Below are 25105 nucleotides of genomic sequence, written 5' to 3'. Positions count from 1 at the left end.
CGCACCCTCTCGACGCTCCCTCGTCCCCCGGGCGAGGGAGCGTCGTCGTCTCCGGGGTCGGGAGTCAGAGGCGCGGTTTGTGGCCGATGCCGAGGAAGGCCGTGGTCGTCAACGGCCGGTGCGGCCGGTAGACCTCGTCCAGGTAGGCGCGCATCGTGCGCGACCGCTCGGCCCAGAGACGTTCTCCGCACTCGCGGCGCAGCCATTGCATCGACGCGCTGCCCAGCACCATCGTCTCCCAGAACTCCTCGGAGTTGTCGAAGGAGATCGCCGCCGTGTGCCGCTGGATGGTGACCCCCGCGAAGCCGGCCGCGCGCATCTCCCCGGCGAAGACCTCCGGATTCTCCAGGCTCAGGAAGTCGGGCTGCGGTTCCTGGAGATCGGGGTCGGCCGCGGCGTTGGCCTCGAACATCATCATCATCAGCGGGGAGTCCGCGATCGGCGCCCAACTCGACACCACCGCGACCCCGCCGGGCCGCAGCACCCGGAACAACTCGGCGAAACCCGCGCCGCGATCGCGGAAGAACATCAGGCCGAACAGCGAGAACGCGGCGTCGAAGGTGTTGGTGTCGAACGGCAGCGCTTCCCCGTCGGCGCGGTCGACCGTCACGTTGTCCAGGTCGGCGGTGCGCACCGCGGCCCGCAATCGCGCGAGCATCCGCTCGGAGATGTCGACGGCGTGCACCGAGGCGACCTGACCGGCGGCGCGCAACGTCAGCACTCCACTGCCCGCGGCCACGTCGACGATCCGCGCGTCCGCGGCGGGACCGGCCACCTCGAGCGCGTGCGAGGCGAAGGGCCGCATGATCGTCGGCGCGAACTCCGCGTAGCCGTCCGCGACGAGATCCCACAGGTCGGCCGCGGCGTAGGGGTGGTGTGCGGACATGGTTCTCGACGATCCTTTCGACCGCATCAGGCTACGCGCGCGATCGCCCCGCAAACCCGGAAACGGGGGCGAATACCGCTGTGGCCGAATGCCTTCGAAGATCGTAATAGACCGGACGGTTTCGGCGGTGGTGTTCGGGGGTCGACGGCCGGTCGGGCGGCGACCCCCGAACCCCGCGTCAGAGCGTGCGGGTCAGGCGATCGGTCAGGATGTGGGCGAAACGCGCCGGATCCTTCAACTCACCGCCCTCGGCCAGCACCGCGGTGCCGTAGAGCAGCTCCGCCGTCTCGGACAACTCAGGAACCTTGTCCGCGTCGGCGTCCTCCTTACGGCTGAAGTACGCCTCACGCAGGCCGGTGACCAGCGGATGCGTCGGATTCAGCTCCAGGATGCGCTTGCTCTCCGGCACAGCCTGCCCCGAGGCCCGGTACATGCGCTCGAGCATCGGGGTGAAGTCGTAGACGTCACCGACCAGGCACGCGGGCGAAGTGGTGAGCCTGCTGGTCAGGCGCACCTCCTTGACGCTGTCCTCCAGCGTCTTGCCCAGCCAGCCGAGCACGTCCGCGAAATCCTTGTCCTGCTGTTCGCGCAGCGCCTCGGAGGCCTTCTTCTCCTCCTCGGTCTCCAGATCCACCTCGCCCTTGGCGATGGACTGGAACGGCTTGCCCTCGAAGTCGGTCACCGAACCGACCCACATCTCGTCCACCGGGTCGGTCAGGATCAGCACCTCGCGGCCCTTGTCCTTGAACGCCTCGATATGCGGGGACGACTCGATCTGCTGACGGCTCTCGCCGGTCATGTAGTAGATCGACTCCTGGCCCTCGGCCATCCGCTCGACGTACTCGGCCAGCGTCGTCGGCTCGGACTCCGAATGGGTCGAGGCGAACGAGGACACCTGCAACAACGTCTCGCGGTTGTCGAAATCGGAGAGCAGACCCTCCTTCAGGACGCGGCCGAACTCCTTCCAGAAGGTCTGGTAGTTCGTCTTGTCCTCGGCGCCCTGGATGTCCTTGACGGTGGAGAGCACCTTGCGGACCAGCCGCTTGCGGATCATCTGGATCTGGCGGTCCTGCTGGAGGATCTCGCGCGAGACGTTGAGCGAGAGATCCTGCGCGTCCACCACGCCCTTGACGAAGCGCAGGTACTCCGGCATCAGCTCCTCGCAGTTGTCCATGATGAACACCCGCTTGACGTAGAGCTGCACGCCGCGCTTGTGCTCGCGGGTGAACAGGTCGAACGGGGCGTGCGAGGGGATGAACAGCAGCGCCTGGTATTCGAAGGTGCCCTCGGCCTTGAGCGGGATGATCTCCAGCGGCTCGTCCCAGCCGTGGCTGACGTGCTTGTAGAACTCCTTGTACTCCTCGTCGGAGACCTCGCTCTTGGGCCTGGTCCACAACGCCTTCATCGAGTTGAGCGTCTGCTCCTCGACGATCGTCTTCTCGGTCTGTTCCTCGCCCTCGCCCTCGGTGACGGTGCGCTCCACGCTCATCCGCACCGGCCAGGCGATGAAGTCGGAGTACTTCTTGACGATCTCGCGGAGCTTCCACTCCAGCGTGTAGTCGAAGAGGTGGTCGTCCTCGTCGGCGGGCTTGAGGTGCAGGGTGACCGCGGTGCCCTGCGGGGCGTCGTCCACGGTCTCGATCGTGTACGTGGACTTGCCCTCGGACTCCCAGCGGGTGCCTTCCGTCTCGCCCGCCTTGCGGGTGGTCAGCGCGACCTTGTCGGCGACCATGAAGGTGGAGTAGAAGCCGATGCCGAACTGGCCGATCAGCTCCTCCGCGGCGGCCTCGGACTTCGCCTCGTTGAGCTTCTTGCGCAGCTCGGCGGTGCCCGATTTGGCCAGCGTGCCGATCAGATCCACCACCTCGGCGCGGGACATGCCGATGCCGTTGTCCCGGACGGTCAGGATCCGCGCGTCCTTGTCGACCTCCAACTCGACGTGCAGATCGGAGGTGTCGACCTGGAGATCCTTGTCCTTGAAGGATTCGAGCCGTAGCTTGTCCAGGGCGTCGGAAGCGTTCGAGATCAGCTCCCGCAGGAACGTGTCTTTGTTGGAGTAGACCGAGTGGATCATCAGCTCGAGCAGCTGATGGGTCTCGGCCTGGAACTCGAGTTGTTCGACGTGCTCTGTCACGTCGCGATATTACCTCGCACCGAGGGGCCCGTTCGGCACTACACCCAGGCGCGGAAATCGGCGAGACCGGGCACTTCGCGTTCGGCGCAGTGCTCGACCTCGGTGCGCGGGCACATCCACTCCCGCAGCACCATCGTGGCCCGCACATCGTCCTCGTTGTATTCGAACAGCCGGGTGCGCTGGGACAGGTCGGGTTCGGCGTCGTAGCCGACCGCGCGGCGGTACCAGCTCATCGACGCCTCGCCGCCCGCCTCCGGGTCGCGCCAGGCGAAGCCGGCGACCGGCGCGATCTTCTTCAGGCCCTTGCCGTTCGGGCAGATGAACTGTTCGGAGACGGCCTGGAACATGTCGACCCACTCCGGGCCGTCCACGAAGGCGCGCACCTGGTCGACGGTGGGCACCCCGGGCCTGCCCGCGAAGCGCCGGGCCGACTCGTAGAGCCACTTGTCCTCGGCGGTGCGCGAATAGCAGTAGGCGGCGAAGCTGCGGCCCGCCGCGATCGCCCCCGCGCGCACCGTCATCAACCACGTCCAGAACTCGGCGAAGGAACGGCCCTCGTCCTCGGTGGGCAGCGGGTCCCAGGTGACGAACGGCCGGTAGACGCCGTCGAGCAGGGTGCCCCACAGGTAGGCCCCGTACTCCTGATAGCTCTCCAGGTCGACGTCGACCTCGACGTCGGCGCGGCGCACCCACACCTTCTCGCCGCGGCGTACCAGCGGCGCGCCCGCCAGCCAGGCCCGCGCGGTGACCACGGCCTCCTCGAAGGGGCCGTGCTGCCAATCCTCGGGCCCCGCGCCGACCCAGCCGGCCAGTTCATCGATGGTCTGCACGTCGTGGCCGCGCAGCACGTCGGCGCGCGATCCGGGGGCCACCACGCTGACGTCGCGGTGTTCGATCAACCAGCCCTCGCAGCTCACGCCGCCCTCGGGGCCGCGCTGCCACCACGGGCACTGCCTGCACTCCGGGACCTTGGAGGGCGTGGTCGGCAATTCGTTGCGCACCACCGCGATCCGGTCGGCGTAGCGCAGGTCGTAGTCGGCGAGCACGGGGCCGAGATCGTGGACCAGGATGCGGTCGGGGTCGTAGCCGCCCGGCGCGGGCGCGCCCGGACGCGCGTCGTCGCGGCGCGGGGCGTCGTCGCGACCGAACTGGTAGCCGATCACCCCGCCCACCAGCGCGGGACTGGCCAGGCCGTGGCGCTGCAACATGCGGTAGAGGTGGGCCAGGCGTTGCAGATCGCGGGGCTGCTGGCGCAGCTTGTGGTACGGATCCGGTTGCGGGGCCCAGTGATACGGGGCGGTGGTGGTGGGATGGAAGTCCGCGGGTTCGGGTTTGCGCGGATCACTGACCTTGTGGTTGACCACGATGACGGGGATGTAGCCGCCCCGATCCCGGTCGCGCAGCAGGATTTCCGAGCCGCCGCGCCTGCCCGTGTCGGGTTCCTGCGGCAGCAGACCGCCCCAGATGTTGCGTTCGCCCTCGGCGCACGCGCGCAGCGTGGCCGCGGCCCGCTCACGCGCCCGCAGCGTGGGATCGATCACCAGCCAACCCGCGGGATCGGCCCCGACCAGCGCCGCGCGCACCTTGGCGCGATGGTCGCTCGCGGCCTCACGGCGCTGCCGGACACCCGGGTCCTCGACCACGTCGGTGAGCATCTCGGGGTGGGTCGCGGTGAGGTGCAGGCGATGTCTGCACCCGATCAGCGCGCGGGCATCGATGAACACGGTCGGACCGGATTCGGCCCGACCGGTGGCGGCCGCGTCCGCGTCGATCGCACCGCCCTCGACGCGCTCACTCCTGTCACCGATGCCCGATTCCACGTAAGCAGTATGGTCCCTGCCCCCGACAAGCCCGCGCACCGCATGATCGCCGGCCCGTGGACGACTCACCCACTCGCGACGCGGCGCGTCGACCCGATAGTGTTACGGCGAACCGTGTGACATGGGCGGACGAACGTTCCCCGGCGTCGTCCTGCCATGGCGAACCAGCATGACGGAGGCCTTCGATGGGGTTGTTCACCAAGCGCAAGCCGCGGCCGAGCCGCCGGGCCGAGGCCAAGGCCCTCAAGCACAAGGCCGGTCTGGAGGCCAAGCTCGGTGCGCGCAACGAACGCAAGGCCCAGCGGCAGCAGGCCCGCACCGACCGCAAGGTCGCCAAGGCGCAGATCGCCGCGTTCCAGGCCGAGGAGAAGGCCGCGCTGAAGGTGGCGGCCAAGGCCGAACGCGATCCGTTCAGCCCTGGCCAGGTCAAGAAGTATCTCGGCGTCGCGCGCGTGCTCGTCCCGGTGCTGGCCCCGTTGGCCTACCGCGGCGCCACGTTGTTGCGCGCCCAACTCGACAACCGGCGCGCCCACCAACTCGGCGTCGGCGTCGAACAACTCGGCGATTTCGCGGGCCACGGCGGCAAGCTCCAGGCCCGCATCGTCAATGTCGAAGCGGCGCTGGAGAAGATCTCCGGCGGCAAGTCCGAGGACAAGAAATTCGTCGCCGCCACCGAGGAGCGGCTGGCGGGCCTGACCGCGGCCGTGCGCACCGCCGAGCAGATGCCCGCGCAGCGCCGCCGCGCCGTGCACACCTCGATCTCCCACGAGCTGTCCGGTATCGAAGCCGACGTGCTGGCCCGCCTCGGCGTGAACTGACCGGACCGGGATGACCGCGCCGCGCGGGGATTCGAGCACCGCCGCCGTGCGCGGCGGTGCCGTCGGCGCGTCGGTGGCGGTGCTCGCGGTCGCCGCGCACGGCGCGGCGGGCGGCGGTCTCCCCGATTCCACCGAGGGCGCGTTCGTCCTGCTCGCCGCGGTGCTCACGGGCGCGCTGGTCGCCGCCCTGCCCGCGAATCGACTCGCGGTGTTCGGTCTGCTGGCGGCCGGTCAGGGCGCGGCCCACACCGTCCTCGGCGGTCTGGTCGGGCACGGGCACGCCGAGACCGACGGTCCGCCCGGCCTGTGGATGACCTTCGCGCACGCCGTCGCGACAGTCGTCTGCGGCGCGCTGATCCTGCTCGCCCACCGTCTCTACGCCGTCGTCACCACCGCGCTGCGCGCGGTGACCACACGTCCGGGCGTCGACCCGCTCCCCCGACTCGCGGCCCCGGTCCCCGCCGGGTTCGCCCTCCCCTCGCTCTCCCCGAACGGTGCGATCGGACCGCGCGCGCCACCGGCCTTCCGGTGACCCGCACATCTCGCACCATTTCCATTCGGAGAGAAAGCATTCCATCATGCGAAGTTCAGTTCTGCGCGCCCGCGGCACGACCACGGCCCTGCGTGCCTGCGGCGCGACGGCGGCCACCGCCGGCCTGATCCTGCTCGGGGGCGGCATCGCCGCGGCGCACGTCACCGCCGACGCGCCCGGCGCACAGCAAGGGGGGTACTCGGTGGTCACCTTCCGGGTGCCCACCGAATCGGACACCGCCGCCACCACGGCGCTGACCGTCACCCTGCCCGCGGTGAAAAGCGCGCGCACCGAACCCCTTCCGGGCTGGCGGGCCACCGTCGACCGCAACGACAAGTCCGACGCCGTCGCGGTGACCTGGACCGCCGAACCGGGCAACCCCGGTGTCGGGCCGGGCCAGTTCCAGCGTTTCGTGGTCTCGCTCGGCCCGCTGCCGAAACAGGACAGCGTCAGTTTCGCGGCCCGCCAGACCTATAGCGACGGCAAGGTCGTGGCCTGGGATCAGCCCGCGGGCCCCGACGGGTCCGAACCCGAGCACCCCGCGCCGACGGTGACGCTCGCGCAGGCCAGCGAAGCGGACGGCCACGCCCACGGCGGTGGTTCCGAGCATGCCGACGCCGCCGGTGCGGACTCCGCCGACGACAAGGATCAGACCGCGCGGTGGCTCGGCGGCATCGGCTTGGCGCTGGGCCTGCTCGGCGTCGCCCTGGGCCTGGGCAACGTGCTGCGCGGACGGCGATCGTGAGCCGCCGCCTGCTGGCCGCGCTGGCGGCCGGCCTCGCGCTGGTCGGCGGCGGACTCGCGGCCGCCGGACCGGCGGCGGCGCATTCCGCGCCGGTGTCGAGCGTGCCCGAGGACGGCGCGAGCGTCGCGACGGGTCCGGCGCAGGTCAGCATCACCTTCAACGAGGAACTCCAGACCAATTTCCCGTCGCTGACGGTGGTCGGCCCGGACGGCAACCTGTGGTCCAAGGGCGAACCGGTCGTGACGGGCCGATCCGTGGCGGTCCAGGTCGGCGATCTCGGCCCCGCCGGGCAGTACACCGTCGCCTACCGGGTCACCTCGGCCGACGGGCATCCGGTCAGCGGCAAGCGCGCCTTCACCCTGACCACCCCGGGCAACGGCACGCCCGGACCGCGTCCCGACGCCAAGGCATCGGGCGAGGGTGACGACGACGGCGTGCCGCTGTGGGTGTTCATCGTCGGCGGCGTGGTCCTGTTCGGCGGCGGACTCGCGTTCGCCCTGTTCGGCGGTCGCGGGCGGACCAAGAGTTAGGCGAGAACCGTGCGAAGTGGGACGACCGGCGGCGGCGACCTCCGGTCATTGCTGCTGGTCGTTCCCGCGGCTTTGCTGGGGGTCGGGCTGGCCTGGCTGCTGACCGTGCCGGGCCCGGCCCCCGCGGCGGGAGTCGCGCGGGTCTTCGCCGACTGCGCGGGCGCGAGCGTGCTCGGCTTGGCCGCCTTGCCGCGTCTGCATCCGCGCGCCGAACCGCGCTGGCGACTGCTGGCCGGCCTCGCCGGACTGTGGTGCTGCGCGGAGTTCGCGGTGCTGCTGTTCGAGGCCGCCGAGGTCGTCGGTGTTCCCCTGCGCGATCTGGACGCCGACCGGTTCGCCACCTTCCTGACCGAGATCAGCGGCGGACAGATCGGGATCGCGATCCTGCTCGCGGCCGCCGCGGTCGCCGGTTACGGCGCGCTGTCCTATCGGCGGCCCGAGAACGCCTCGCCCGATCTGGTGCTGGTGTTCACCGCGGTCGCGCTCGCGCTGCGGCCGATCACCGGGCACATGTCCCAGCAGGCATTCGGATCGGTCCTGGCCGCGGTGCACGCCTTGGCCGCCGCGACCTGGTTCGGCCTGCTGGTGGCGATGGCGCTCGCAGTGCGCACGCGCGGGGAATGGGCGACGGCGCTGCCGAAGTACTCGGCCGTGGCGCTGCCGCTGGTCGGTGTGGTCGCGCTGACCGGGATCGTCAACGGGTTGGTCCGGGTCGGCGGCGTGGACGCGCTGTTCGGGACCGGCTACGGGCGCATCCTGCTCGCCAAGACCGCGATCCTGCTGGTCCTGCTCGGCCTTGGCTGGTGGTGGCGGCGCACCTGGGTGCGGCCCGCCGCCGACCACCGGATGGGCGCGGACGCCTCGCTGCGCCGCGCCGTGGCCGAAGTGGCGGTGATGGCGGTCGCCTTCGGGCTGGCCGCGGCGCTGGCGGTCACCGCGTAGATCGCCGCGTTCCACCGCGAGCGGTGAGAGGGTGCGGCGACCCGCGCCGCCGTCGTTGTGACCCACCTCCCGTCGCGGCGGGGTCGCGAACCCGCGGCGAACGCGGGCACGGCAAGATCGAGCCATGGACGAAGTTGCCACCGCAGACCTTGCCGACGAGATCGGACCCGAGATCCGCAGCTGCGATACGCAGTTCCGCCAGTTCGGCGGTCGCGCGGTGTTCTCCGGCCGGATCACCACCATCCGCTGCTTCCAGGACAACCTGCTCGTCAAGCAGACCCTGAGCGAACCGGGCAACGGCGGCGTCCTCGTGGTCGACGGCGACGCGAGCGTGCACACCGCACTGGTCGGCGACATCATCGCGGGCCGCGGCGTCGACAACGGCTGGGCGGGCGTGATCGTCAACGGCGCGGTCCGCGACTCGGCGATCCTGGCCACCCTCGACATCGGCGTGAAGGCGCTGGGCACCAATCCCCGCAAGAGCACCCAGACCGGCAGCGGCGAACGGGATGTGCCCGTCGAATTCGGCGGTGTGCGTTTCGTTCCCGGCGAAATGCTCTACAGCGACCACGACGGCGTCGTGGTCCGCGCCGAGGACTGACTCACACGGGCGACACCCGGGCCCGGTGACCGGCCAGGGCGACCACGTCGCCCGCCTGCAACTGTCGCCCCCGGCGCAGTTCGACCTCGTCGTTGACCCGGACGAGTCCGGCCGCGATGACCGTCTTCGCCTCGGCGCCGGACTCGATCAGGTTGGCCAGCTTCAGGAACTGACCGAGCCGGATGACGTCGTCATCGATCGGTACATCGACTGGTTCTGACATGGGATACATCCTTACCCTGTCCGGATTGCGCCGCCACGCCGGGCACCGCTTCCCGACATCCCGGCCGGCCTTGGGACGGAGTCGGGAGGCGACCGTACACACTGGTTCGGTGACATCCACGCACGCCGCTCCGCGCACGGACCTCGAAGCTCAGCCGGCCAGACCCACGCCACCGGTCCCCCACCGGGGGCGCGGCAAACTCTCCGAGGTCCCCCACATCGCGGGGACGGTGCTCGGCGTCATCGCGGTGGCCTGTTTCCTGTGGAGCCTCTCGCCCGCGCTGCGGTTCCTGACCCAGGTGCCGCGCCGCTACATCGACGACTATTTCTTCGACGCCCCCGACACCAACCTGATGTGGGCGTTGATCGTCGGCTTGATGGCGGGCGCGGTGGCGGGCCGCAAACGGATCGCGTGGTGGCTGCTGGTCGGCTACCTGGCGCTGTTCGGGCTGACCAACGTGCTCGACTTCGTCACGCGACACAACGTCAACGCGCTGGTCGGCCTGGTCGCGCAACTGGCGGTGATCGGTGTCCTGATCGCCGCGTGGGGCGAGTTCTACACCAAGGTCCGGCGCGGGGCCGGGTGGCGGGCGCTGGGCGTGCTGGTCGGCGGACTTGCGGTCGGCTGCCTGGTCGGCTGGGGTCTGGTGGAACTGTTCCCGGGTTCGCTGCCGGGCGGGTGGCAGCGGCCCGGCTGGGCGGTCTACCGGGTGACGGCGGCGATCCTGGTCGACAACGAGCATTTCGACGGGCATCCGCCCGGGTTCGTCAACTTCCTGCTGGGCCTGTTCGGCGCGCTCGCGCTGCTGGCGGCGGTGATCGTGCTGCTGCGCTCCCAGCGCGCCGAGAACGCGATGACCGGTACCGACGAGTCGGCGATCCGCGGTCTGCTGGAACGCTCCGACATCGAGGACTCCCTGGGCTATTTCGCGACCCGCCGCGACAAGGCGGTGGTGTTCGCGCCCAGCGGCAAGGCCGCCATCACCTACCGCGTGGAACTCGGGGTGTGCCTGGCCAGCGGCGACCCGATCGGGTTGCGCGAGACCTGGCCGCAGGCCATCGACGCCTGGCTGCGACTGGCCGACCGGTTCGGGTGGGCGCCCGCGGTGATGGGCGCGAGTGAACTCGGCGCGCAAGCCTATCGGCGGGCGGGGATGTCGGCGCTGCGCCTCGGCGACGAAGCGGTCCTGGACACGCGCACGTTCTCGCTGGCCGGGCCGGAGATGAAACAGGTGCGCCAGGCCGCCAACCGGCTGCGCAAACACGGTCTGACCGTGCGGATCCGGCGGCACCGCGACATCCCGGCCGAGGAGTTCCCGCACATCGTCGGGCGCGCCGAGGCGTGGCGCGACACCGAGACCGAACGCGGCTTCTCCATGGCGCTGGGCCGACTCGGCGATCCGCTGGACGGCGACTGCCTGCTGGTCGAGGCCGTCAACGCCCAGGACCGGGTGCTGGCGATGCTGTCGCTGGTGCCGTGGGGGCGCACCGGGGTGTCGCTGGAGCTGATGCGCCGCGACCCGGGCGGCCCCAACGGCGTGATGGAACTGATGGTCTCGCAACTGGCGCTGAACTCCGAGCAGTTCGGGATCACCCGGGTCTCGCTGAACTTCGCGGTGTTCCGTTCGGTCTTCGAGGAGGGCGGCCGCATCGGCGCGGGCCCGGTGCTGCGACTGTGGCGCGGGGTGCTGCTGTTCTTCTCGCGCTGGTGGCAGTTGGAGGCGCTGTACCGCTCCAACGTGAAGTACCAACCGAATTGGGTGCCGCGGTTCTTCCTGTTCGAGGAGCGCAGGCACCTGCCGCGCGTCGCGATGGCCAGCGGCTTGGCCGAAGGGTTCCTACCCCGCTTCGGCAAGCAACCGGTCACCTCCGCGCACACCGGCCTGCACAGCGCGGTGCCCGGCACCCTCACCGGACTCAATCCCGACGGCCGCGCGCCGATCCTCGCCGAGACCGAACTGGCCGAACCGGTCGCCCGCCGCCCGGAGCAGGTGCGGGTGCGCATGGACAAACTCGCCAGGATGACCGCCGACGGGATCGACGCCTACCCCGTCGCCTATCCCCCGACCCACACCGTCGCCGCCGCGCGACGCTCCCCGCGCGGCACCACCGTGCGGGTCTGCGGACGACTGCTGCGCATCCGCGACTACGGCGGGGTCATCTTCGCGGTGCTGCGGGACTGGTCCGACGAGATCCAACTGGTCATCGACCGGGACCGGGTCGGCGCGCGCCGCAGCGCCGAATTCGGCGAGTACTTCGACCTCGGCGACCTCATCGAGGTCAGCGGGCAGATCGGGCTCAGCCGCCGCGGCGAGTTGTCGCTGCTGGCAGCGGACTGGCGGATGAACGGCAAATGCCTGCACCCCCTGCCGGACAAGTGGAAGGGACTGGCCGACCCGGAGGCCAAGGTCCGTCAGCGCTACGTGGACATGGCGATCAACCCGGAGACCCGCGAGGTGTTGGCCAAACGCAGCGCGGTACTGCGGTCGCTGCGCGATTCACTCGACGCCCGGGGCTACCTCGAGGTGGAGACGCCGATCCTGCAACAGGTCCACGGCGGAGCCAACGCCACCCCGTTCCGCACCCACATCAACGCCTACGACCTCGACCTGTACCTGCGCATCGCTCCCGAGTTGTATCTCAAGCGGCTGTGCGTGGGCGGTATGGAGAAGGTGTTCGAGATCGGGCGCACCTTCCGCAACGAGGGCGTCGACTTCAGCCACAACCCCGAATTCACGATCCTGGAAGCCTACGAGGCGCACAGCGACTACGAACGCATGATGCACACCTGCCGCGAACTCATCCAGAACGCGGCGCTGGCGGCCAACGGCGCGGAGGTGGCGTTGCGTCCCTCGGCGGACGGCGAATTCGAGCAGGTCGACATCTCCGGGGAGTGGACGGTCAAGACGGTGCACGGCGCGGTCACCGAGGCCATCGGCTCGCGGGTCACCGCCAAGACCTCGCTGGAGGATCTGCGGGCGCTGTGCGACAAGGCGGGCATCGCCTACCAGCACGGCTGGGACGCCGGGCAGATCGTGCTGGAGATGTACGAGCACCTGGTCGAGGCGCGCACCGAAGCGCCCACCTTCTACATCGACTTCCCCACCTCGGTCTCCCCGCTCACCCGCGCCCACCGCACCAAGACCGGCGTCACCGAACGCTGGGACCTGGTGGCCTGGGGCGTCGAACTCGGCACCGCCTACAGCGAACTCACCGACCCGATCGAACAGCGGCGCAGGCTCACCGAGCAGTCGATGCTCGCGGCCAACGGCGATCCGGAGGCGATGGAACTGGACGAGGACTTCCTGCAAGCCCTCGAACACGCGATGCCGCCCACCGGCGGACTCGGCATGGGCGTCGACCGCGTGGTCATGCTGATCACCGGCCGCAGCATTCGCGAGACCCTGCCCTTCCCGCTGGTGAAACCGCGCTGAGCTGCCCCGATCCGGCGAGGGGCCCGACGCGGCGCGGAATTCGGCGTGAACGGTCGCGGACCGAACCGTTAACGCCGCCGGTCACGGGCCGATAACCTTGGAAGATTCGGCCCGGGAGGAGGCCGTTCACCGACGAGATGGGGAACACCATGTACTTGGACCTGCTGGCCACCGCGACCACCTTCGACCACACCGTCTGGGCGAGCCCCGATCTGGTCGGCTCCGACACCTGGAACACCGCGATGGAACTGGCCGCCAAGAAGAAGAAAAAGGGCGGCGGCGGCCTGATCTTCGGCCTGATCTGCTGTGTGCTCGTGGTCGTCGCGATCATCGTCGCGATCGTGCTGTTCACCAAGCGCAAGAAGAACAACTGACCGACCCCGCGCGATCCGACCTCGTGGTCGGCTGAGCGATACGGCAGAGTGTCAGAGTGCAGTTGATACTCGTTCGCCACGCGCAGCCGCTCCGGATCGACAACGCGGCGGCCGGGCCCGCCGACCCCGAACTCTCCGAGATCGGGCGCGAACAGGCCGAACGAGTGCCCGCCGCCCTGGGTCACCACCGGATCGCGCGGGTCCTGAGCAGTCCGCAACGCCGGGCCCGCGAAACCGCCGTCCCGACCGCCGCGAAACTCGGACTGCCGGTCGAGGTCGTCGACGATCTCGCCGAATACGACCGCGACCTGCCCGCCTACATCCCGATCGAGGACGCCAAGACCGAATTCCGGGCCGCCTACGAACGGATCAAAGCGGGCTACCTGCCCGACCAGATCGACGGCCCGGCCTTCGTCACCCGCGTACGCGACGCGGTCACCGAGATCGCGGCGTCCACCGACCCGGCCGACACCGTCGTCGCCTTCGCCCACGGCGGGGTCGTCAACGTGCTGCTCCAGGACGTCCTCGGGCTGGCGAGGCCGCTGACCTTCCCGATCGACTACGGCTCGATCACCCGGATCCTGTTCTCGCGCACCGGCAGGCGCACCGCCGCCACCGTCAACGAGAACGGCCACGTCTGGGACCTGCTGCCGCGCAACATCGCCCAGCGCACCACGGGCTGAGGCCGGCCGCGCCACCGCCCGAAACGCGAAACGGGCCCGCTCCGTGGGGAGCGGGCCCGTTCGAGTACCGGTGGGATCAGGCCATTCCGGCGATCCAGTTGTGCATCCAACTGATCGCCGTCTGCCCGCCGCCCACGTTGTAGCTGCCGTAGAGGGTGTGCGACTGCGAGCGGTAGAAGTTCTCCAGATCCTGCGCGCGCCGCTGGGTCGCCGACTCGGTGAGCTGGGACTGCAACAGCGGGATACCGCCGTTGGCCATCAGATCGTTCATGATCGCGCCCGCTTCGAGCTGGTAGCGCCAGATGTTGGCCGGGTTGGCGTCCGAACTCTGCGCCAGGAAGCCCGCGAAACGGGTGACGAAATCGTCGTCGGCCGTGGCGCAATACAGATCGTCGACCGCGCAGATCGTGCGGGTGCGGTCGCTGACCCAGCCGAAGCCGCCGACCCGGGGGCCGCCCGCGCCCGCGCCGCCCGCGGGCGGGCCGATCTGGATGTCGGTGGGCGAACGGCGCGGATCGGAGATCAGGCCGACGCCGGCGATGCGCTCGGGGCGGATCGGGCTGACACCGGTGCCGATCTCGGCGGCCAGATCGCCTGCCGCGTCGGCGCCCTGGCTGTAGCCGACCAGGGCGATGTTCGTGCCGCCGCAGCGCTGGGCCATATCGAGGGCCAGCCCGCGCGCGTTGTCGGTGGCCTCTTTCTTGGAGGCGCCGTAGACGTCGCCCTCCCACGGGAACGCGGTGGCCGCGTAGGTCACGTAGTCGACCTCGACCGAGCGCGGCAGACCGCGGGTGACGCCCGCGAGCATGCCCGGCTGCGGGGTCTTCTCGTGTCCGGTCTCCCAGGTGCCGGGGATCGCCACCACGTACAGGCTGGGGCAGGTGTCCGCGCTCGCGGACGCGCTACCGAGGACCAGGCCCGACGCCACCGTCGCGGACGCACCGAGGGCCGCGACAACCTTCTTCCACCGCATACTGCTCCAGTTCGACACTCTGCCCCACCACGGGAGCAATCCCGACACGTTTGCCGCTAACCATGCTGAACTCGACGGATGTCACGCCAGTGCACAGACGGTTAACTGAAGTTACCCACAATGCGCGGCAGTGACCCGTTGCACTTCCCACAGTCCGCGTCACGCCGCTGATCACAATAGAGCCACGTCGGCACGGACGCCATTCCAACCCCGGGACGTGTCGGAATTCCGACACCCGACCCGACCGCCGACCGGGGATGTGAGTGTCGGTGCGCCGGATCGTGTTCCGCGTGTCCGATGCCATCGGCGTGGCGCGAATCCCGCGCGAGCGGTGCGCGTCGGACATCACCGTCGCGTCCGTGATCGACGTCGCGCCCGATCACGGCACGATCACCGACACATCCCGACGAGGCGCGGGCAAATCATCGCTGTCGTGTCGCCGGCGGTACCGGTGAAAAGAAACGGCGCTCACGGACCGGAGTCCGTGAGCGCCGTTCCGGCGTTCAGTGGGTCAGCGCTGGGCGACCATGGACGGCGTGATCGGCGCGGGCAGCGCCGTCTCACCCTCCAGGTAGGTGTCCACCGCGGACGCGGCGGCGCGACCCTCGGCGATCGCCCACACGATCAGCGACTGACCGCGACCCATGTCGCCCGCGACGAACACGCCCGGCACATTGGTCGACCAACCCTTGTCGCGCTGGACATTGCCGCGCTGGTCGTAGCCGACGCCCAGATCCTCGAGCAGGCCGCGCTTCTCCGGGCCGACGAAGCCCATCGCCAGCAGCACCAGATCGGCCTCGAGGGTGAACTCGGTGCCCTCGACCTTCTCGAAACGCCCGCTGACCATCTTGACCTCGTGCGCCTCGAGACCCGTCACCTTGCCGTCGGCGCCGACGAAACGCTCGGTGTTCACCGAGAACACGCGTTCGCCGCCCTCCTCGTGCGCGGAGGAGACGCGGTACATCAGCGGGTAGGTCGGCCACGGGGTCGACCCGGCGCGCTCCTCCGGCGGACGCGGCATGATCTCGAACTGGTGGACCGACTCCGCGCCCTGCCGGTGCGAGGTGCCCAGGCAGTCCGCGCCCGTGTCGCCGCCGCCGATGATGACGACCTTCTTGCCGCGCGCGTGGATCGGCGGCAGGCCCTCGGCATCGGTGACGTCGTCGCCGTGCTGCACCCGGTTGGCCCAGGGCAGGAACTCCATCGCCTGGTGGATGCCGTCGAGTTCGCGGCCCGGGATCGGCAGGTCGCGCGCCAGGGTGGCGCCGCCCGCGAGCACCACGGCGTCGAACCGCTCGCGCAGTTCCTCCGCGGTGATGTCGACGCCCACGTTCACGCCGGTCTTGAAGATGGTGCCCTCGGCCTCCATCTGCGCGAGCCTGCGATCGATGAAGCGCTTCTCCATCTTGAATTCCGGGATGCCGTAGCGCAGCAGGCCGCCGATGCGGTCGGCCCGCTCGAACACCGTCACGGTGTGGCCCGCGCGGGTCAACTGCTGGGCGGCGGCCAGACCGGCCGGGCCGGAACCGACCACGGCGACCTTCTTGCCGGTGATGCGCGTCGGGTAGACCGGCGCGACCCAACCCTCGTCGAAGGCGTTCTCGATGAGTTCGACCTCGACCTGCTTGATGGTCACCGGGTCCTGGTTGATCCCCAGCACACACGACGCCTCACACGGGGCCGGGCACAACCGCCCGGTGAACTCCGGGAAGTTGTTGGTCGCGTGCAGACGATCGATGCCGTCACGCCACTGGCCCTTGTAGACCAGGTCGTTCCATTCCGGGATCAGATTGCCCAGCGGACAACCGTTGTGACAGAACGGAATGCCGCAATCCATGCAGCGCGCGGCCTGACGTTGCAGGGTCGAATGCTCGAAACCCTCCTCGTAGACCTCTTTCCAGTCCATCAGGCGCAGCGGAACCGGACGGCGCTTCGGCAGTTCCCGCGATGTGTGCTTCAGAAATCCCTGCGGGTCAGCCACGAGCGGCCTCCGTATTCTCTCCGAACGATAGGGGGCAGAGTCGGTCAGCCACGAGCGGCCTCCATGATCGCGGCGTCCACGTCCTTACCGCTCTTCTCGGCCTCGGAAATGGCGAGCAGGACCTTCTTGTATTCGCGCGGCATGACCTTCACGAAATGGTTCACCTGCTGCGACCAATCGCCGAGAATGCGTTCGGCGACCGCCGAACCCGTCTGGTCACGATGCTGGGTGATGATGTCGCGCAGCCACGTGAAATCGTCGCCGGACAACTGCTCGATCGCGTCGCTCTGCTCCGGATTGACCCGATCGGCGAAGGTGCCGTTCGGGTCGTAGACGAAGGCGAGACCACCCGACATACCGGCGCCGAAATTGCGTCCGGTATCGCCGAGGATGACCACGCGGCCACCGGTCATATATTCGCAACCGTGGTCGCCGACGCCTTCGACCACCGCGATCGCGCCGGAATTGCGCACCGCGAACCGCTCACCGACGATGCCGCTGATGAACGCGTTGCCGCTGGTCGCGCCGAACAGGATCACGTTGCCCGCGATGATGTTCTCGTCCGCGGCGAAATCGGCCGGGGCGTTGAGCGAGGGACGCACCACCAGGTGGCCGCCCGAGAGGCCCTTGCCGACATAGTCGTTGGCGTCGCCGTTGACCCGCAGCGTGATGCCCGCCGGGACGAACGCGCCGAAGCTGTTGCCCGCCGAACCGGTGAAGGTGATGTCGATCGTCTCGTCGGGCAGGCCCGCGCCGCCGTAGAGCTTGGTCACCTCGTGGCCGAGCATGGTGCCGACCGTCCGGTTGACGTTGGTGATCTTGGTCTCGAACTTCACCGCGGCGCCGCGCTCGAGCGCGTCGCGGCTCTGCGTGATCAACTGCTGGTCCAGCGCCTTGTCCAGGCCGTGGTCCTGGGTCTTGGTGCGGCGACGGTCCTGGTACATGAACGCCGTCTCGACGTTGTCCAGGATCGGCGACAGATCCAGCTTGCTCGCCTTCCAGTGCTGCTTGGCCTTGCTGGTGTCGAGCAGGTCGACCCGGCCGATGGCCTCGTCCAGCGTGCGGAAGCCCAACTGCGCCAGCAGTTCCCGGACTTCCTCGGCGATGTAGAGCATGAAGTTCTCGACGAACTCCGGCTTGCCGGTGAAGCGTTCGCGCAGCACCGGGTTCTGCGTCGCGACGCCGACCGGACAGGTGTCGAGGTGACACACCCGCATCATGATGCAGCCCGAGACCACCAGCGGCGCGGTGGCGAAGCCGTACTCCTCGGCTCCGAGCAGCGCGGCGATCATCACGTCGCGGCCGGTCTTCATCTGGCCGTCGACCTGCACGACGATGCGGTCGCGCAGACCGTTGAGCAGCAACGTCTGCTGGGTCTCGGCCAGGCCGAGCTCCCAGGGACCGCCCGCGTGCTTGAGCGAGGTCAGCGGCGAGGCGCCGGTGCCGCCGTCGTGGCCCGAGATCAGCACCACGTCGGCGTGCGCCTTGGACACGCCTGCGGCGACGGTGCCGACACCCGGTTCCGCGACGAGTTTCACGTGAATCCGCGCCTGCGGGTTCGCGTTCTTCAGGTCGTGGATCAGCTGGGCCAGATCCTCGATCGAATAGATGTCGTGGTGCGGCGGCGGCGAGATCAAGCCGACGCCCGGCGTCGAGTGCCGTACCTCGGCGACCCACGGGTACACCTTGTGCGCGGGCAGCTGACCGCCCTCGCCCGGCTTGGCGCCCTGGGCCATCTTGATCTGGATGTCGGTGCAGTTGGTCAGGTAGTGCGCGGTCACGCCGAAGCGGCCGGAGGCCACCTGCTTGATCGCCGACCGACGCCAGTCGCCGTTCTCCTCCACCTCGAAGCGAGCCGGATGCTCGCCGCCCTCACCGGAGTTGGAGCGGCCACCGAGCCGGTTCATCGCGATCGCCAAGGTCTCGTGCGCCTCGGCCGAGATGGAGCCGTAGCTCATCGCGCCGGTGGAGAACCGCTTGACGATCTCGGCGGCGGGCTCGACCTCGTCGATCGGGATCGGCGCGCGCTCGCCCTTCTTGAACTCGAACAGACCGCGCAGCGAGGCCAGCCGCTCGGACTGGTCGTCGACCAGCTTGGTGTACTCCTTGAAGATCGAGTACTGGCCGGCGCGGGTGGCGTGCTGGAGCTTGAAGACGGTGTCCGGGTTGAACAGGTGGTATTCACCCTCGCGCCGCCACTGGTACTCGCCGCCCACCTCGAGTTCGCGGTGCGCGCGCTCGTTGCGGTTCTCCAGGAAGGCCACCCGGTGCCGAGCCGCCACGTCGGTGGCGATCTCGTCCAGGCCGATGCCGTCCAGATGCGAGCGCAGGCCGGTGAAGTACTCGTCGACCAGTTCCTGCGACAGGCCGATCACCTGGAACAACTGCGCGCCGGTGTAGGAGGCGATGGTGGAGATGCCCATCTTGGACATCACCTTCAGCACGCCCTTGCTCGCGGCCTTGATGTAGTTCGCGACGGCCGCGGTGTAGTCGGCGGCCAGATCGCCGGTGCTGCCCGGCATGGCGAGCCCGCCGCGCTCGAGCATGTCCTCGATGGTCTCGAAGGCCATGTAGGGGTTGATGCAGGCCGCGCCGAAGCCGACCAGCATCGCCATGTGGTGCACCTCGCGGGCGTCACCGGCCTCCACGACCAGACCGACCATCGTGCGGGTCCGCTCGCGCACCAAGTGGTGGTGCACCGACGCGGTGAGCAGCAGCGACGGGATCGGGGCCAGCTTCTCGTTGGATTCGCGGTCGGACAGCACGATGATGCGCGCGCCGCCGTCGATGGCGGCCGAGATCTGGATGTTGATGGCCTCGAGCGCCTTGCGCAGGCCCTTGCCGCCCTTCTTCACCGGGTACAGACCGCGCACCACGACCGACCGCAGACCCGGGTGGGAGCCGTCGTCGTTGATGTGTACGAGCTTGGCCAGCTCGTCGTTGTCCAGGATCGGCTGCGGGATGGTGATCTGCTTGCAGGACTCCGGGCTCGGATGCAGCAGGTCGGACTCCGGGCCGAGGGCCCGGCGCAGGCTGGTGACGACCTCTTCGCGGATAGCGTCCAGCGGCGGGTTGGTGACCTGCGCGAACAGTTGGGAGAAGTAGTCGAACAGCAGGCGCGGACGCGAGGACAGCACCGCGATCGGGGTGTCGGTGCCCATCGAGCCGAGCGCTTCGCCGCCGGTCTTGGCCATCGGCGAGAGCAGCAGATTCAGTTCCTCGGTGGTGTATCCGAAGATCTGCTGACGGATCAGCACGCGGTCGTGCGACATGTGCACGTGCGGGCGGTCGGGCAGGTCGGCCAGCTTGGTGACGCCCGCGTCCAGCCATTCCTGGTACGGGTGCTCACCGGCGAGCTGGGACTTGAGCTCCTCGTCGCCGACGATACGGCCCTGGGAGGTGTCGACCAGGAACATGCGGCCCGGCTGCAACCGGACCTTGCGGACCACCTTGGCCGGGTCGATGTCCAGGACGCCGACCTCGGAGGCCATCACGACCAGGCCGTCCTCGGTGACCCAGATGCGGCTGGGGCGCAGGCCGTTGCGGTCGAGCACCGCGCCGACGACCGTGCCGTCGGAGAAGCAGACCGAGGCGGGGCCGTCCCAGGCTTCCATGACCATGGAGTGGTAGCGGTAGAACGCCCGCCGCTGCGGGTCCATGTTCTCGTTGCGCTCCCACGCCTCGGGAATCATCATCAGCACCGCGTGGGGCAGGCTGCGCCCGCCGAGGTGCAGCAGTTCGAGCACCTCGTCGAAGCGGGCGGTGTCGCTGGCCCCCGGCGTACAGACCGGGAAGATCTTCTGTAGTCGGTTCTTGCCCGCCTCGTCGACGCCGAAGACGTCCGAGCGCAGCAGCGCCTCGCGGGCGCGCATCCAGTTCTCGTTGCCGGTGACGGTGTTGATCTCACCGTTGTGCGCGACGCGGCGGAACGGGTGGGCCAGCGGCCAGGACGGGAAGGTGTTGGTGGAGAAGCGCGAGTGCACGATGCCCAGCGCCGATTCGACGCGGTCGTCCTGCAGGTCGAGGTAGAACGCGCGCAACTGGGGCGTGGTGAACATGCCCTTGTAGACGAAGGTCTGGCCGGACAGGCTCGGGAAGTAGACCGACTCCTTGCCGACCGCGCCCTCACCCGCGCCCGACTTGCCGAGTTCGTGCTCGATGCGCTTGCGCACCACGTAGGCGCGGCGCTCGAGGTCCATGCCGGTCAACTGCTCGGCGCCGCCCTTGGGGGAGGCGACGAAGATCTGCCGGAAGGTCGGCATCGCGTCGCGCGCGAGCGCGCCCAGCGAGGATTCGTCGATCGGCACCTCGCGCCAACCGAGGACCTCGAGGCCCTCCTCCTTGACGATCTTCTCCACGCCGTACGCGGCGCGGGCGGCCTCGCGACGGGCCTGCGGCAGGAAAGCGATACCCGAGGCGTAGGAGCCCTCGGGCGGCAACTCGAAATCGACGATCGCCCGGAAGAAACGATCCGGGATCTGCAACAGGATGCCCGCGCCGTCGCCGGAGTTCGGTTCCGCGCCCGCAGCACCGCGGTGCTCCAGGTTCAACAGAGCCGTAATAGCCTTGTCGACGATGTCACGGCTGCGGCGGCCGTGCATGTCGACGACGAACGCGACGCCGCAGGCGTCGTGTTCGTTCGCCGGGTCGTAGAGACCGATGGGTCCAGGTGACCTGTGGCCAGGAAGTTGCGTCATGCCTCTGCCTTCAAGAAAGTCGGCCTTCGATGAAAAAGGGGCCTTTCGTCGAACGCCTTCGTCAAGACTGCGCCCGTACGTTCCAGGAAACCAGCCGCGCTGATGGTCTCTGTCCAGGATTTGCGGTGCTCAGGGGCTCTGAACGGTTTCGCCGGGCTCTGCGTGGTTTCGCATGCTTCCTCCTCGAGCCCTGGTTCGCACCGCGGGTACAGTCACGTCTCCAGTTGTCCACCCGCGTTTGTTGTTACGTAGTGGGGTGCTCGGAGGTAACGGAACGCTTACGCGTTCCTTACTCCCTCGCGGGTGTTCGCCCGCTACTCTGGGCACCGGCTTGGTGAGCCCGAGCGGGCGATGTCGCCGACCGTTTTTGTGTTCGGCGTAAGAGCAAACGATAAGTCAGGTCCGGGGCCCGACCAACTTAGGTTGTACTAATAAACCGGTCTAGCTGGGCCAATTCTTTCCGTCCTCCACTTGTGCGCGTTTTCCAGTGTAAAGCAGCGAACGCACCGGGATCGATCCCCGGATACCGGGCACCGACCAGCGACGACGGGTGTCGGGCTCGCCGACGAGGAGCCCGCCTGCCGACGGGCGAACCGGCGCTCACCTGCGTCGAACTGGATTTCCCCGGCCCGGGTCGGGACAAACCACCTGGTAACGGCTATCGACACGGACGGTGCGCCGAAACCGTTCCGATACCGTCGCGACGAGCGGGCAACCAGATCCGACCGTCCGGGTTCTTTTCCGTTCAGTGGCCATCAGCACACTTCTGGTTACCCCCGGGGGTGGCATTCGCCACATAGTTCGTGTCGCGACGCGACGCGCCGGGGAAGTGGCCTTCGCCGCACTCGAACGCGTCCCGATCGCCCCGTCCGACCGGGGCCGCGGCCCTCGGTTGGCGGAGATTAGCCACGAAGGTGCGAGCCCGTCGCCGGACCGCCGATCGACCCCGTCGCGGACGCCGAAACTCGAGGTCACACCGGTCGGTGACCCGATGATCTGTGAGCCTTCCCACATACCGCGGCCCGTACTCGCTGTGTCGGGCCACCGCCTGTCACGCTGTCACAACGAATGCGCGACGGTTTCCGCGCTACGCCGTCCCGACCGGTTCGGAGAGGATGTGAGATCCCCATGACCGTCACCGGCCCGCTCGCCTGGCTCGGCGGAGGTCCGGCCCGGGACCTGCCCGAAGGTCACGAACGGTCGGGGTACGTCGTCACCGGGCTCGGTGTCCTGCTGTTCGCCGCCGTCACCGGCGTGGTCACGGCACTGGCCGTCCACCTCGCGCACCGCTGGCCCGCCGCCGGGATCATCGCCCTCGCCCTGCTCACCGCCGTGCTGGCCGCCACCCTGGGCCGCGCGCTGGCCACCCGCCGCCCCGGCCACGTCCCCGACCGGTTCGGCCTCGGCGCGCGGATCGGCGTCGGCGTCGTCGCGGGCCTGCTCGTCGGCGAACTGGCCTGCACCGTCCTGTTCGACGGCACCGTGGACCGCCTGCTCGACGAGCAGGCGCAGCGCGAAGTCGCCGCCGCGCCCGGCGTCCTGGCCGCCACCACCGCGCTGGACGCCGCGCGCGCCGAACGCGCCGCCCTCGACCGCGAGATCACCGCCGCGCAGACCGACATCGACCGCGCGCTGATCATCGCCCGCTGCGAATTCAATCCGACGCCCGAATGCCCGCAGACCCGGATCACCGGCGTACCCGGCCGCGGCCCCGAGGCCAGGACCGCCGAGTCGATGCTCGAGGACTCGCGCGCCCAACTCGCCGCCGCCCGCGCCCGCGTCGGCGCCGTGGACGACCGCGTCGCCGAGCGCGACCTCGCCCGCACCGCCGCCGAGCGCGCGGCCTTCGCCGAGTCCGACCGCGGACTGGGCGCGCGCTGGCTCGCGCTGCACGACCGCAGCCTCGGCGACGCGGGCACTCTGCTGCTGCGGCTTCTCACCCTCGCCGCCTTCGTACTGCTCGCGCTGCTGCCGCTGATCCTGCGCTGGTGGCGCGGGGAGACCTCGCACGACCGCAGGGCCGCCTACCGCGCGGTCACCGAACAGGCCGAACTCGAGGCCGACACCGCCATCGCGCGCAAACGCGCGCAGGTGCGCGCCGAAGCCGAGGCGCTGCGCGCCGACCAGGAACTGACCGCCACCAGGCTGGCCGTCGAAGCCGACACGGCCATCGACCGGGAACGGCAGCGCACCCGCGTCATCGCCGCCATCGGCGGCCTCGAACTCGGCATCACCGAACCCCGCCGCGGCGGCGAGACCCGCGGGATCGACGCGACGCCGCGCCTCGCGGAACTGCCCGCCGCCGACCCGAAGGACGACATCGTGACCGAGCGCCCCAGCCACCTACCCGCCGCCGTGCCCGCCCAGCCCGCGCCACAGGGCGGCCTGGCCCTGCCGATCATCGGGCAGGTGCCGTTCACCGACACCGCCGCGCGCTGGATCCGCCCGTTGGTGCCCGGTTTCGTCGCCGAGGCCATCGACACCGCCACCCACCCGTTGCGCACGGTGCGCCAGGTCTTCGAGGAAGCCGAGGAGATCACCTTCACGCTGCGCCGCACCCGCAAGGTCACCGTCGACACCCCGATCACGGTCGATCCGCACGGCACGCCGATCACCGGTCCCGAGCAGGCGCGGGCGTCCTACGCCCGACAGGTCGCCGCCGAAGTGGTCGACGGGTACGTCATCGACGCGGAACCCCCGCGCGGAGAGGTCGGCGGCTCGCGCGGCGCGGCCGTCCACCGCGGACGCGGCACCCGCGAACTCCCCCCGGGCAGCTGACCGCACGGCGACCGGGCCGCGCCCGAGACATCCCGCAGGCCGCGAGGCATCCCACGGTCGCCCGTGTGCGTGTGGAGAACACTTCGCGCGCCGACCCGCTTCCGGAGCCGGGTGGGCCGCCCGCGACCCGATTCTCCCGCCGTCCCCGCCGTTCGCCCTACTCTGCACTGATGGCCCAGACGACACCCGGCCGGACACCGCCCGCGCCCGCACCGTGGGGGTCGCGGCTGCTCGGCACGCCCGCCGAGCCCTCCGGTGTGCGCCGGGTCCGCATCCAACTGCTGCTGACGCTGCCGCTGCTGGTCGCCAACGTGACCGGGATGGTCGTCACGATCGTGCTGGTCGGCTTCGTCCTGCCCGGCCCGTCGGTGTTCACCGGCGACCTGCTCATGCTCGACGTGCTCGCCGCGCCGATCTACTCGGTGGTGGCGATCGTCTGCGGCGCGTGGTGGGGCACCAGGGGCGGACTGCGCGCACTGCGCTGGGCCATCGACCCCGACCACGTGCCGGACGAGGCCGAACAGGAAGCCTCGATCGCGGTGCCGCGCCGCCTGGTCACCGTGCAGGCCGTGCTGTGGTTCGGCGGACTCGTCGCGCTGACCACGCTCTACGGCCTGGCCGACCCGAAACTGATCCCCAAGGTCGCGTTCGGCGTCGTGTTCAGCGCGATCGTCGTGTGCGCCAACAGCTACCTGATCGTCGAATTCGCGCTGCGGCCGGTCACCGCGCGCGTACTGGAGGCGGCCAGCACCCGGCGCACCCGCGGCATCGGCGTGTTCGGGCGGTCGCTGCTGGTCTGGTTCCTGGGTTCCGGCGTCCCCGTCGCGGGGGCGATGGTGCTGGCGGTGCTGGCGCTGTCCACCGACGAGGTCAGCACCGAACGCCTCGCGATCTGCGTGTTGGCGCTGGGCAGCGCGACGCTGCTGTTCGGGTCGATGCTGATGATCCAGACCCT

At 69.7% G+C, this 25105-nt stretch carries 18 protein-coding genes and 1 pseudogene; 12 read left to right on the top strand and 7 right to left on the bottom strand.

Annotated elements, in window-relative coordinates; genetic code table 11:
* Positions 1-64: 64 nt before the first annotated feature.
* The 3 genes from ON30_RS00270 to ON30_RS00260 form a co-directional block, all read right to left on the bottom strand.
* Positions 65-886, bottom strand: a complete 822-nt coding sequence (locus tag ON30_RS00270; RefSeq protein ID WP_040703217.1) for a class I SAM-dependent methyltransferase — start codon at positions 884-886, stop codon at positions 65-67.
* A gap of 178 nt (positions 887-1064) precedes the next feature.
* Entirely contained in the window at positions 1065-3020 is a 1956-nt protein-coding gene (gene htpG / locus ON30_RS00265) for a molecular chaperone HtpG (RefSeq protein ID WP_040703216.1), read from the bottom strand.
* Between the two features lie 38 nt (positions 3021-3058).
* Complete coding sequence (locus ON30_RS00260; RefSeq protein ID WP_083911057.1) at positions 3059-4840, bottom strand: TM0106 family RecB-like putative nuclease; 1782 nt, start codon at positions 4838-4840, stop codon at positions 3059-3061.
* A gap of 185 nt (positions 4841-5025) precedes the next feature.
* On the opposite strand from ON30_RS00260, the gene ON30_RS00255 reads away from it, so the two are divergent.
* The 6 genes from ON30_RS00255 (at position 5026) to rraA (ending at position 9008) form a co-directional block, all read left to right on the top strand.
* Positions 5026-5658: a DUF6474 family protein gene (locus ON30_RS00255; RefSeq protein WP_040703215.1), complete on the top strand. Its 633-nt coding sequence runs from the start codon at positions 5026-5028 to the stop codon at positions 5656-5658.
* Between the two features lie 10 nt (positions 5659-5668).
* Positions 5669-6190, top strand: coding sequence for a hypothetical protein (locus ON30_RS00250; RefSeq protein WP_051028772.1), 522 nt, complete (start codon positions 5669-5671; stop codon positions 6188-6190).
* Between the two features lie 46 nt (positions 6191-6236).
* Positions 6237-6935 (top strand): YcnI family copper-binding membrane protein, encoded by a 699-nt coding sequence (locus tag ON30_RS00245; protein WP_083911068.1) that lies wholly within the window; start codon positions 6237-6239, stop codon positions 6933-6935.
* Entirely contained in the window at positions 6932-7465 is a 534-nt protein-coding gene (locus ON30_RS00240; protein WP_040703213.1) for a copper resistance CopC family protein, read from the top strand. The genes ON30_RS00245 and ON30_RS00240 overlap by 4 nt, the downstream gene beginning before the upstream one ends.
* 9 nt (positions 7466-7474) lie before the next feature.
* Positions 7475-8407, top strand: coding sequence for a CopD family protein (locus ON30_RS00235; protein WP_083911056.1), 933 nt, complete (start codon positions 7475-7477; stop codon positions 8405-8407).
* A gap of 124 nt (positions 8408-8531) precedes the next feature.
* The gene (rraA, locus tag ON30_RS00230; RefSeq protein WP_040703209.1) at positions 8532-9008 is read left to right on the top strand and encodes a ribonuclease E activity regulator RraA; all 477 of its coding nucleotides are present in this window, start codon (positions 8532-8534) and stop codon (positions 9006-9008) included.
* Between the two features lies 1 nt (position 9009).
* Here rraA and ON30_RS00225 read toward each other — a convergent pair whose 3' ends face one another.
* Positions 9010-9231: an RNA-binding S4 domain-containing protein gene (locus ON30_RS00225; RefSeq protein WP_040703207.1), complete on the bottom strand. Its 222-nt coding sequence runs from the start codon at positions 9229-9231 to the stop codon at positions 9010-9012.
* A gap of 109 nt (positions 9232-9340) precedes the next feature.
* Here ON30_RS00225 and lysX point away from each other — a divergent pair, with 109 nt between their 5' ends.
* The 3 genes from lysX (at position 9341) to ON30_RS00210 (ending at position 13721) form a co-directional block, all read left to right on the top strand.
* Complete coding sequence (lysX, locus tag ON30_RS00220; RefSeq protein WP_218006220.1) at positions 9341-12664, top strand: bifunctional lysylphosphatidylglycerol synthetase/lysine--tRNA ligase LysX; 3324 nt, start codon at positions 9341-9343, stop codon at positions 12662-12664.
* Positions 12665-12801: 137 nt separating this feature from the next.
* Positions 12802-13038 (top strand): hypothetical protein, encoded by a 237-nt coding sequence (locus tag ON30_RS00215; RefSeq protein ID WP_040703203.1) that lies wholly within the window; start codon positions 12802-12804, stop codon positions 13036-13038.
* 56 nt (positions 13039-13094) lie between these two features.
* A complete protein-coding gene (locus ON30_RS00210) occupies positions 13095-13721 on the top strand; it encodes a histidine phosphatase family protein (RefSeq protein ID WP_040703201.1) in 627 nt (208 codons plus the stop codon).
* Positions 13722-13797: 76 nt separating this feature from the next.
* Here the strand turns inward: ON30_RS00210 and ON30_RS00205 are convergent, their stop codons facing one another.
* Entirely contained in the window at positions 13798-14694 is an 897-nt protein-coding gene (locus tag ON30_RS00205; protein ID WP_040703199.1) for a cutinase family protein, read from the bottom strand.
* A 269-nt stretch (positions 14695-14963) separates the two neighbouring features.
* Between ON30_RS00205 and ON30_RS00200 the strand changes: the two genes are divergently transcribed.
* Complete coding sequence (locus ON30_RS00200; RefSeq protein WP_157183562.1) at positions 14964-15149, top strand: hypothetical protein; 186 nt, start codon at positions 14964-14966, stop codon at positions 15147-15149.
* 56 nt (positions 15150-15205) lie between these two features.
* On the opposite strand, the gene ON30_RS00195 is transcribed toward ON30_RS00200, so the two are convergent.
* Both ON30_RS00195 and gltB read right to left on the bottom strand, forming a co-directional pair.
* Positions 15206-16675, bottom strand: coding sequence for a glutamate synthase subunit beta (locus tag ON30_RS00195; RefSeq protein ID WP_040703197.1), 1470 nt, complete (start codon positions 16673-16675; stop codon positions 15206-15208).
* Between the two features lie 44 nt (positions 16676-16719).
* Positions 16720-21372, bottom strand: coding sequence for a glutamate synthase large subunit (gltB, locus tag ON30_RS00190; protein ID WP_040703196.1), 4653 nt, complete (start codon positions 21370-21372; stop codon positions 16720-16722).
* 1128 nt (positions 21373-22500) lie between these two features.
* On the opposite strand from gltB, the gene ON30_RS00185 reads away from it, so the two are divergent.
* Both ON30_RS00185 and ON30_RS00180 read left to right on the top strand, forming a co-directional pair.
* Entirely contained in the window at positions 22501-24150 is a 1650-nt protein-coding gene (locus ON30_RS00185) for a DUF4407 domain-containing protein (RefSeq protein ID WP_051028771.1), read from the top strand.
* Between the two features lie 170 nt (positions 24151-24320).
* Positions 24321-25105 (top strand): annotated as a pseudogene (locus ON30_RS00180) (adenylate/guanylate cyclase domain-containing protein); the annotation flags it as partial.

It is taken from the genome of Nocardia takedensis NBRC 100417, assembly GCF_000308695.1.
Classification (GTDB): domain Bacteria; phylum Actinomycetota; class Actinomycetes; order Mycobacteriales; family Mycobacteriaceae; genus Nocardia; species Nocardia takedensis.
This window is presented reverse-complemented; position numbering and strand designations above follow the sequence as displayed.

Coding starts and splice junctions, on each gene's coding strand:
- ON30_RS00245 (WP_083911068.1), top strand. CDS start 6,237: ATGCGAAGTTCAGTTCTGCGCGCCCGCGGCACGACCACGGCCCTGCGT.
- ON30_RS00185 (WP_051028771.1), top strand. CDS start 22,501: ATGACCGTCACCGGCCCGCTCGCCTGGCTCGGCGGAGGTCCGGCCCGG.
- ON30_RS00270 (WP_040703217.1), bottom strand. CDS start 886: ATGTCCGCACACCACCCCTACGCCGCGGCCGACCTGTGGGATCTCGTC.
- ON30_RS00205 (WP_040703199.1), bottom strand. CDS start 14,694: ATGCGGTGGAAGAAGGTTGTCGCGGCCCTCGGTGCGTCCGCGACGGTG.
- ON30_RS00255 (WP_040703215.1), top strand. CDS start 5,026: ATGGGGTTGTTCACCAAGCGCAAGCCGCGGCCGAGCCGCCGGGCCGAG.
- ON30_RS00225 (WP_040703207.1), bottom strand. CDS start 9,231: ATGTCAGAACCAGTCGATGTACCGATCGATGACGACGTCATCCGGCTC.
- rraA (WP_040703209.1), top strand. CDS start 8,532: ATGGACGAAGTTGCCACCGCAGACCTTGCCGACGAGATCGGACCCGAG.
- ON30_RS00250 (WP_051028772.1), top strand. CDS start 5,669: ATGACCGCGCCGCGCGGGGATTCGAGCACCGCCGCCGTGCGCGGCGGT.
- gltB (WP_040703196.1), bottom strand. CDS start 21,372: ATGACGCAACTTCCTGGCCACAGGTCACCTGGACCCATCGGTCTCTAC.
- ON30_RS00215 (WP_040703203.1), top strand. CDS start 12,802: ATGGGGAACACCATGTACTTGGACCTGCTGGCCACCGCGACCACCTTC.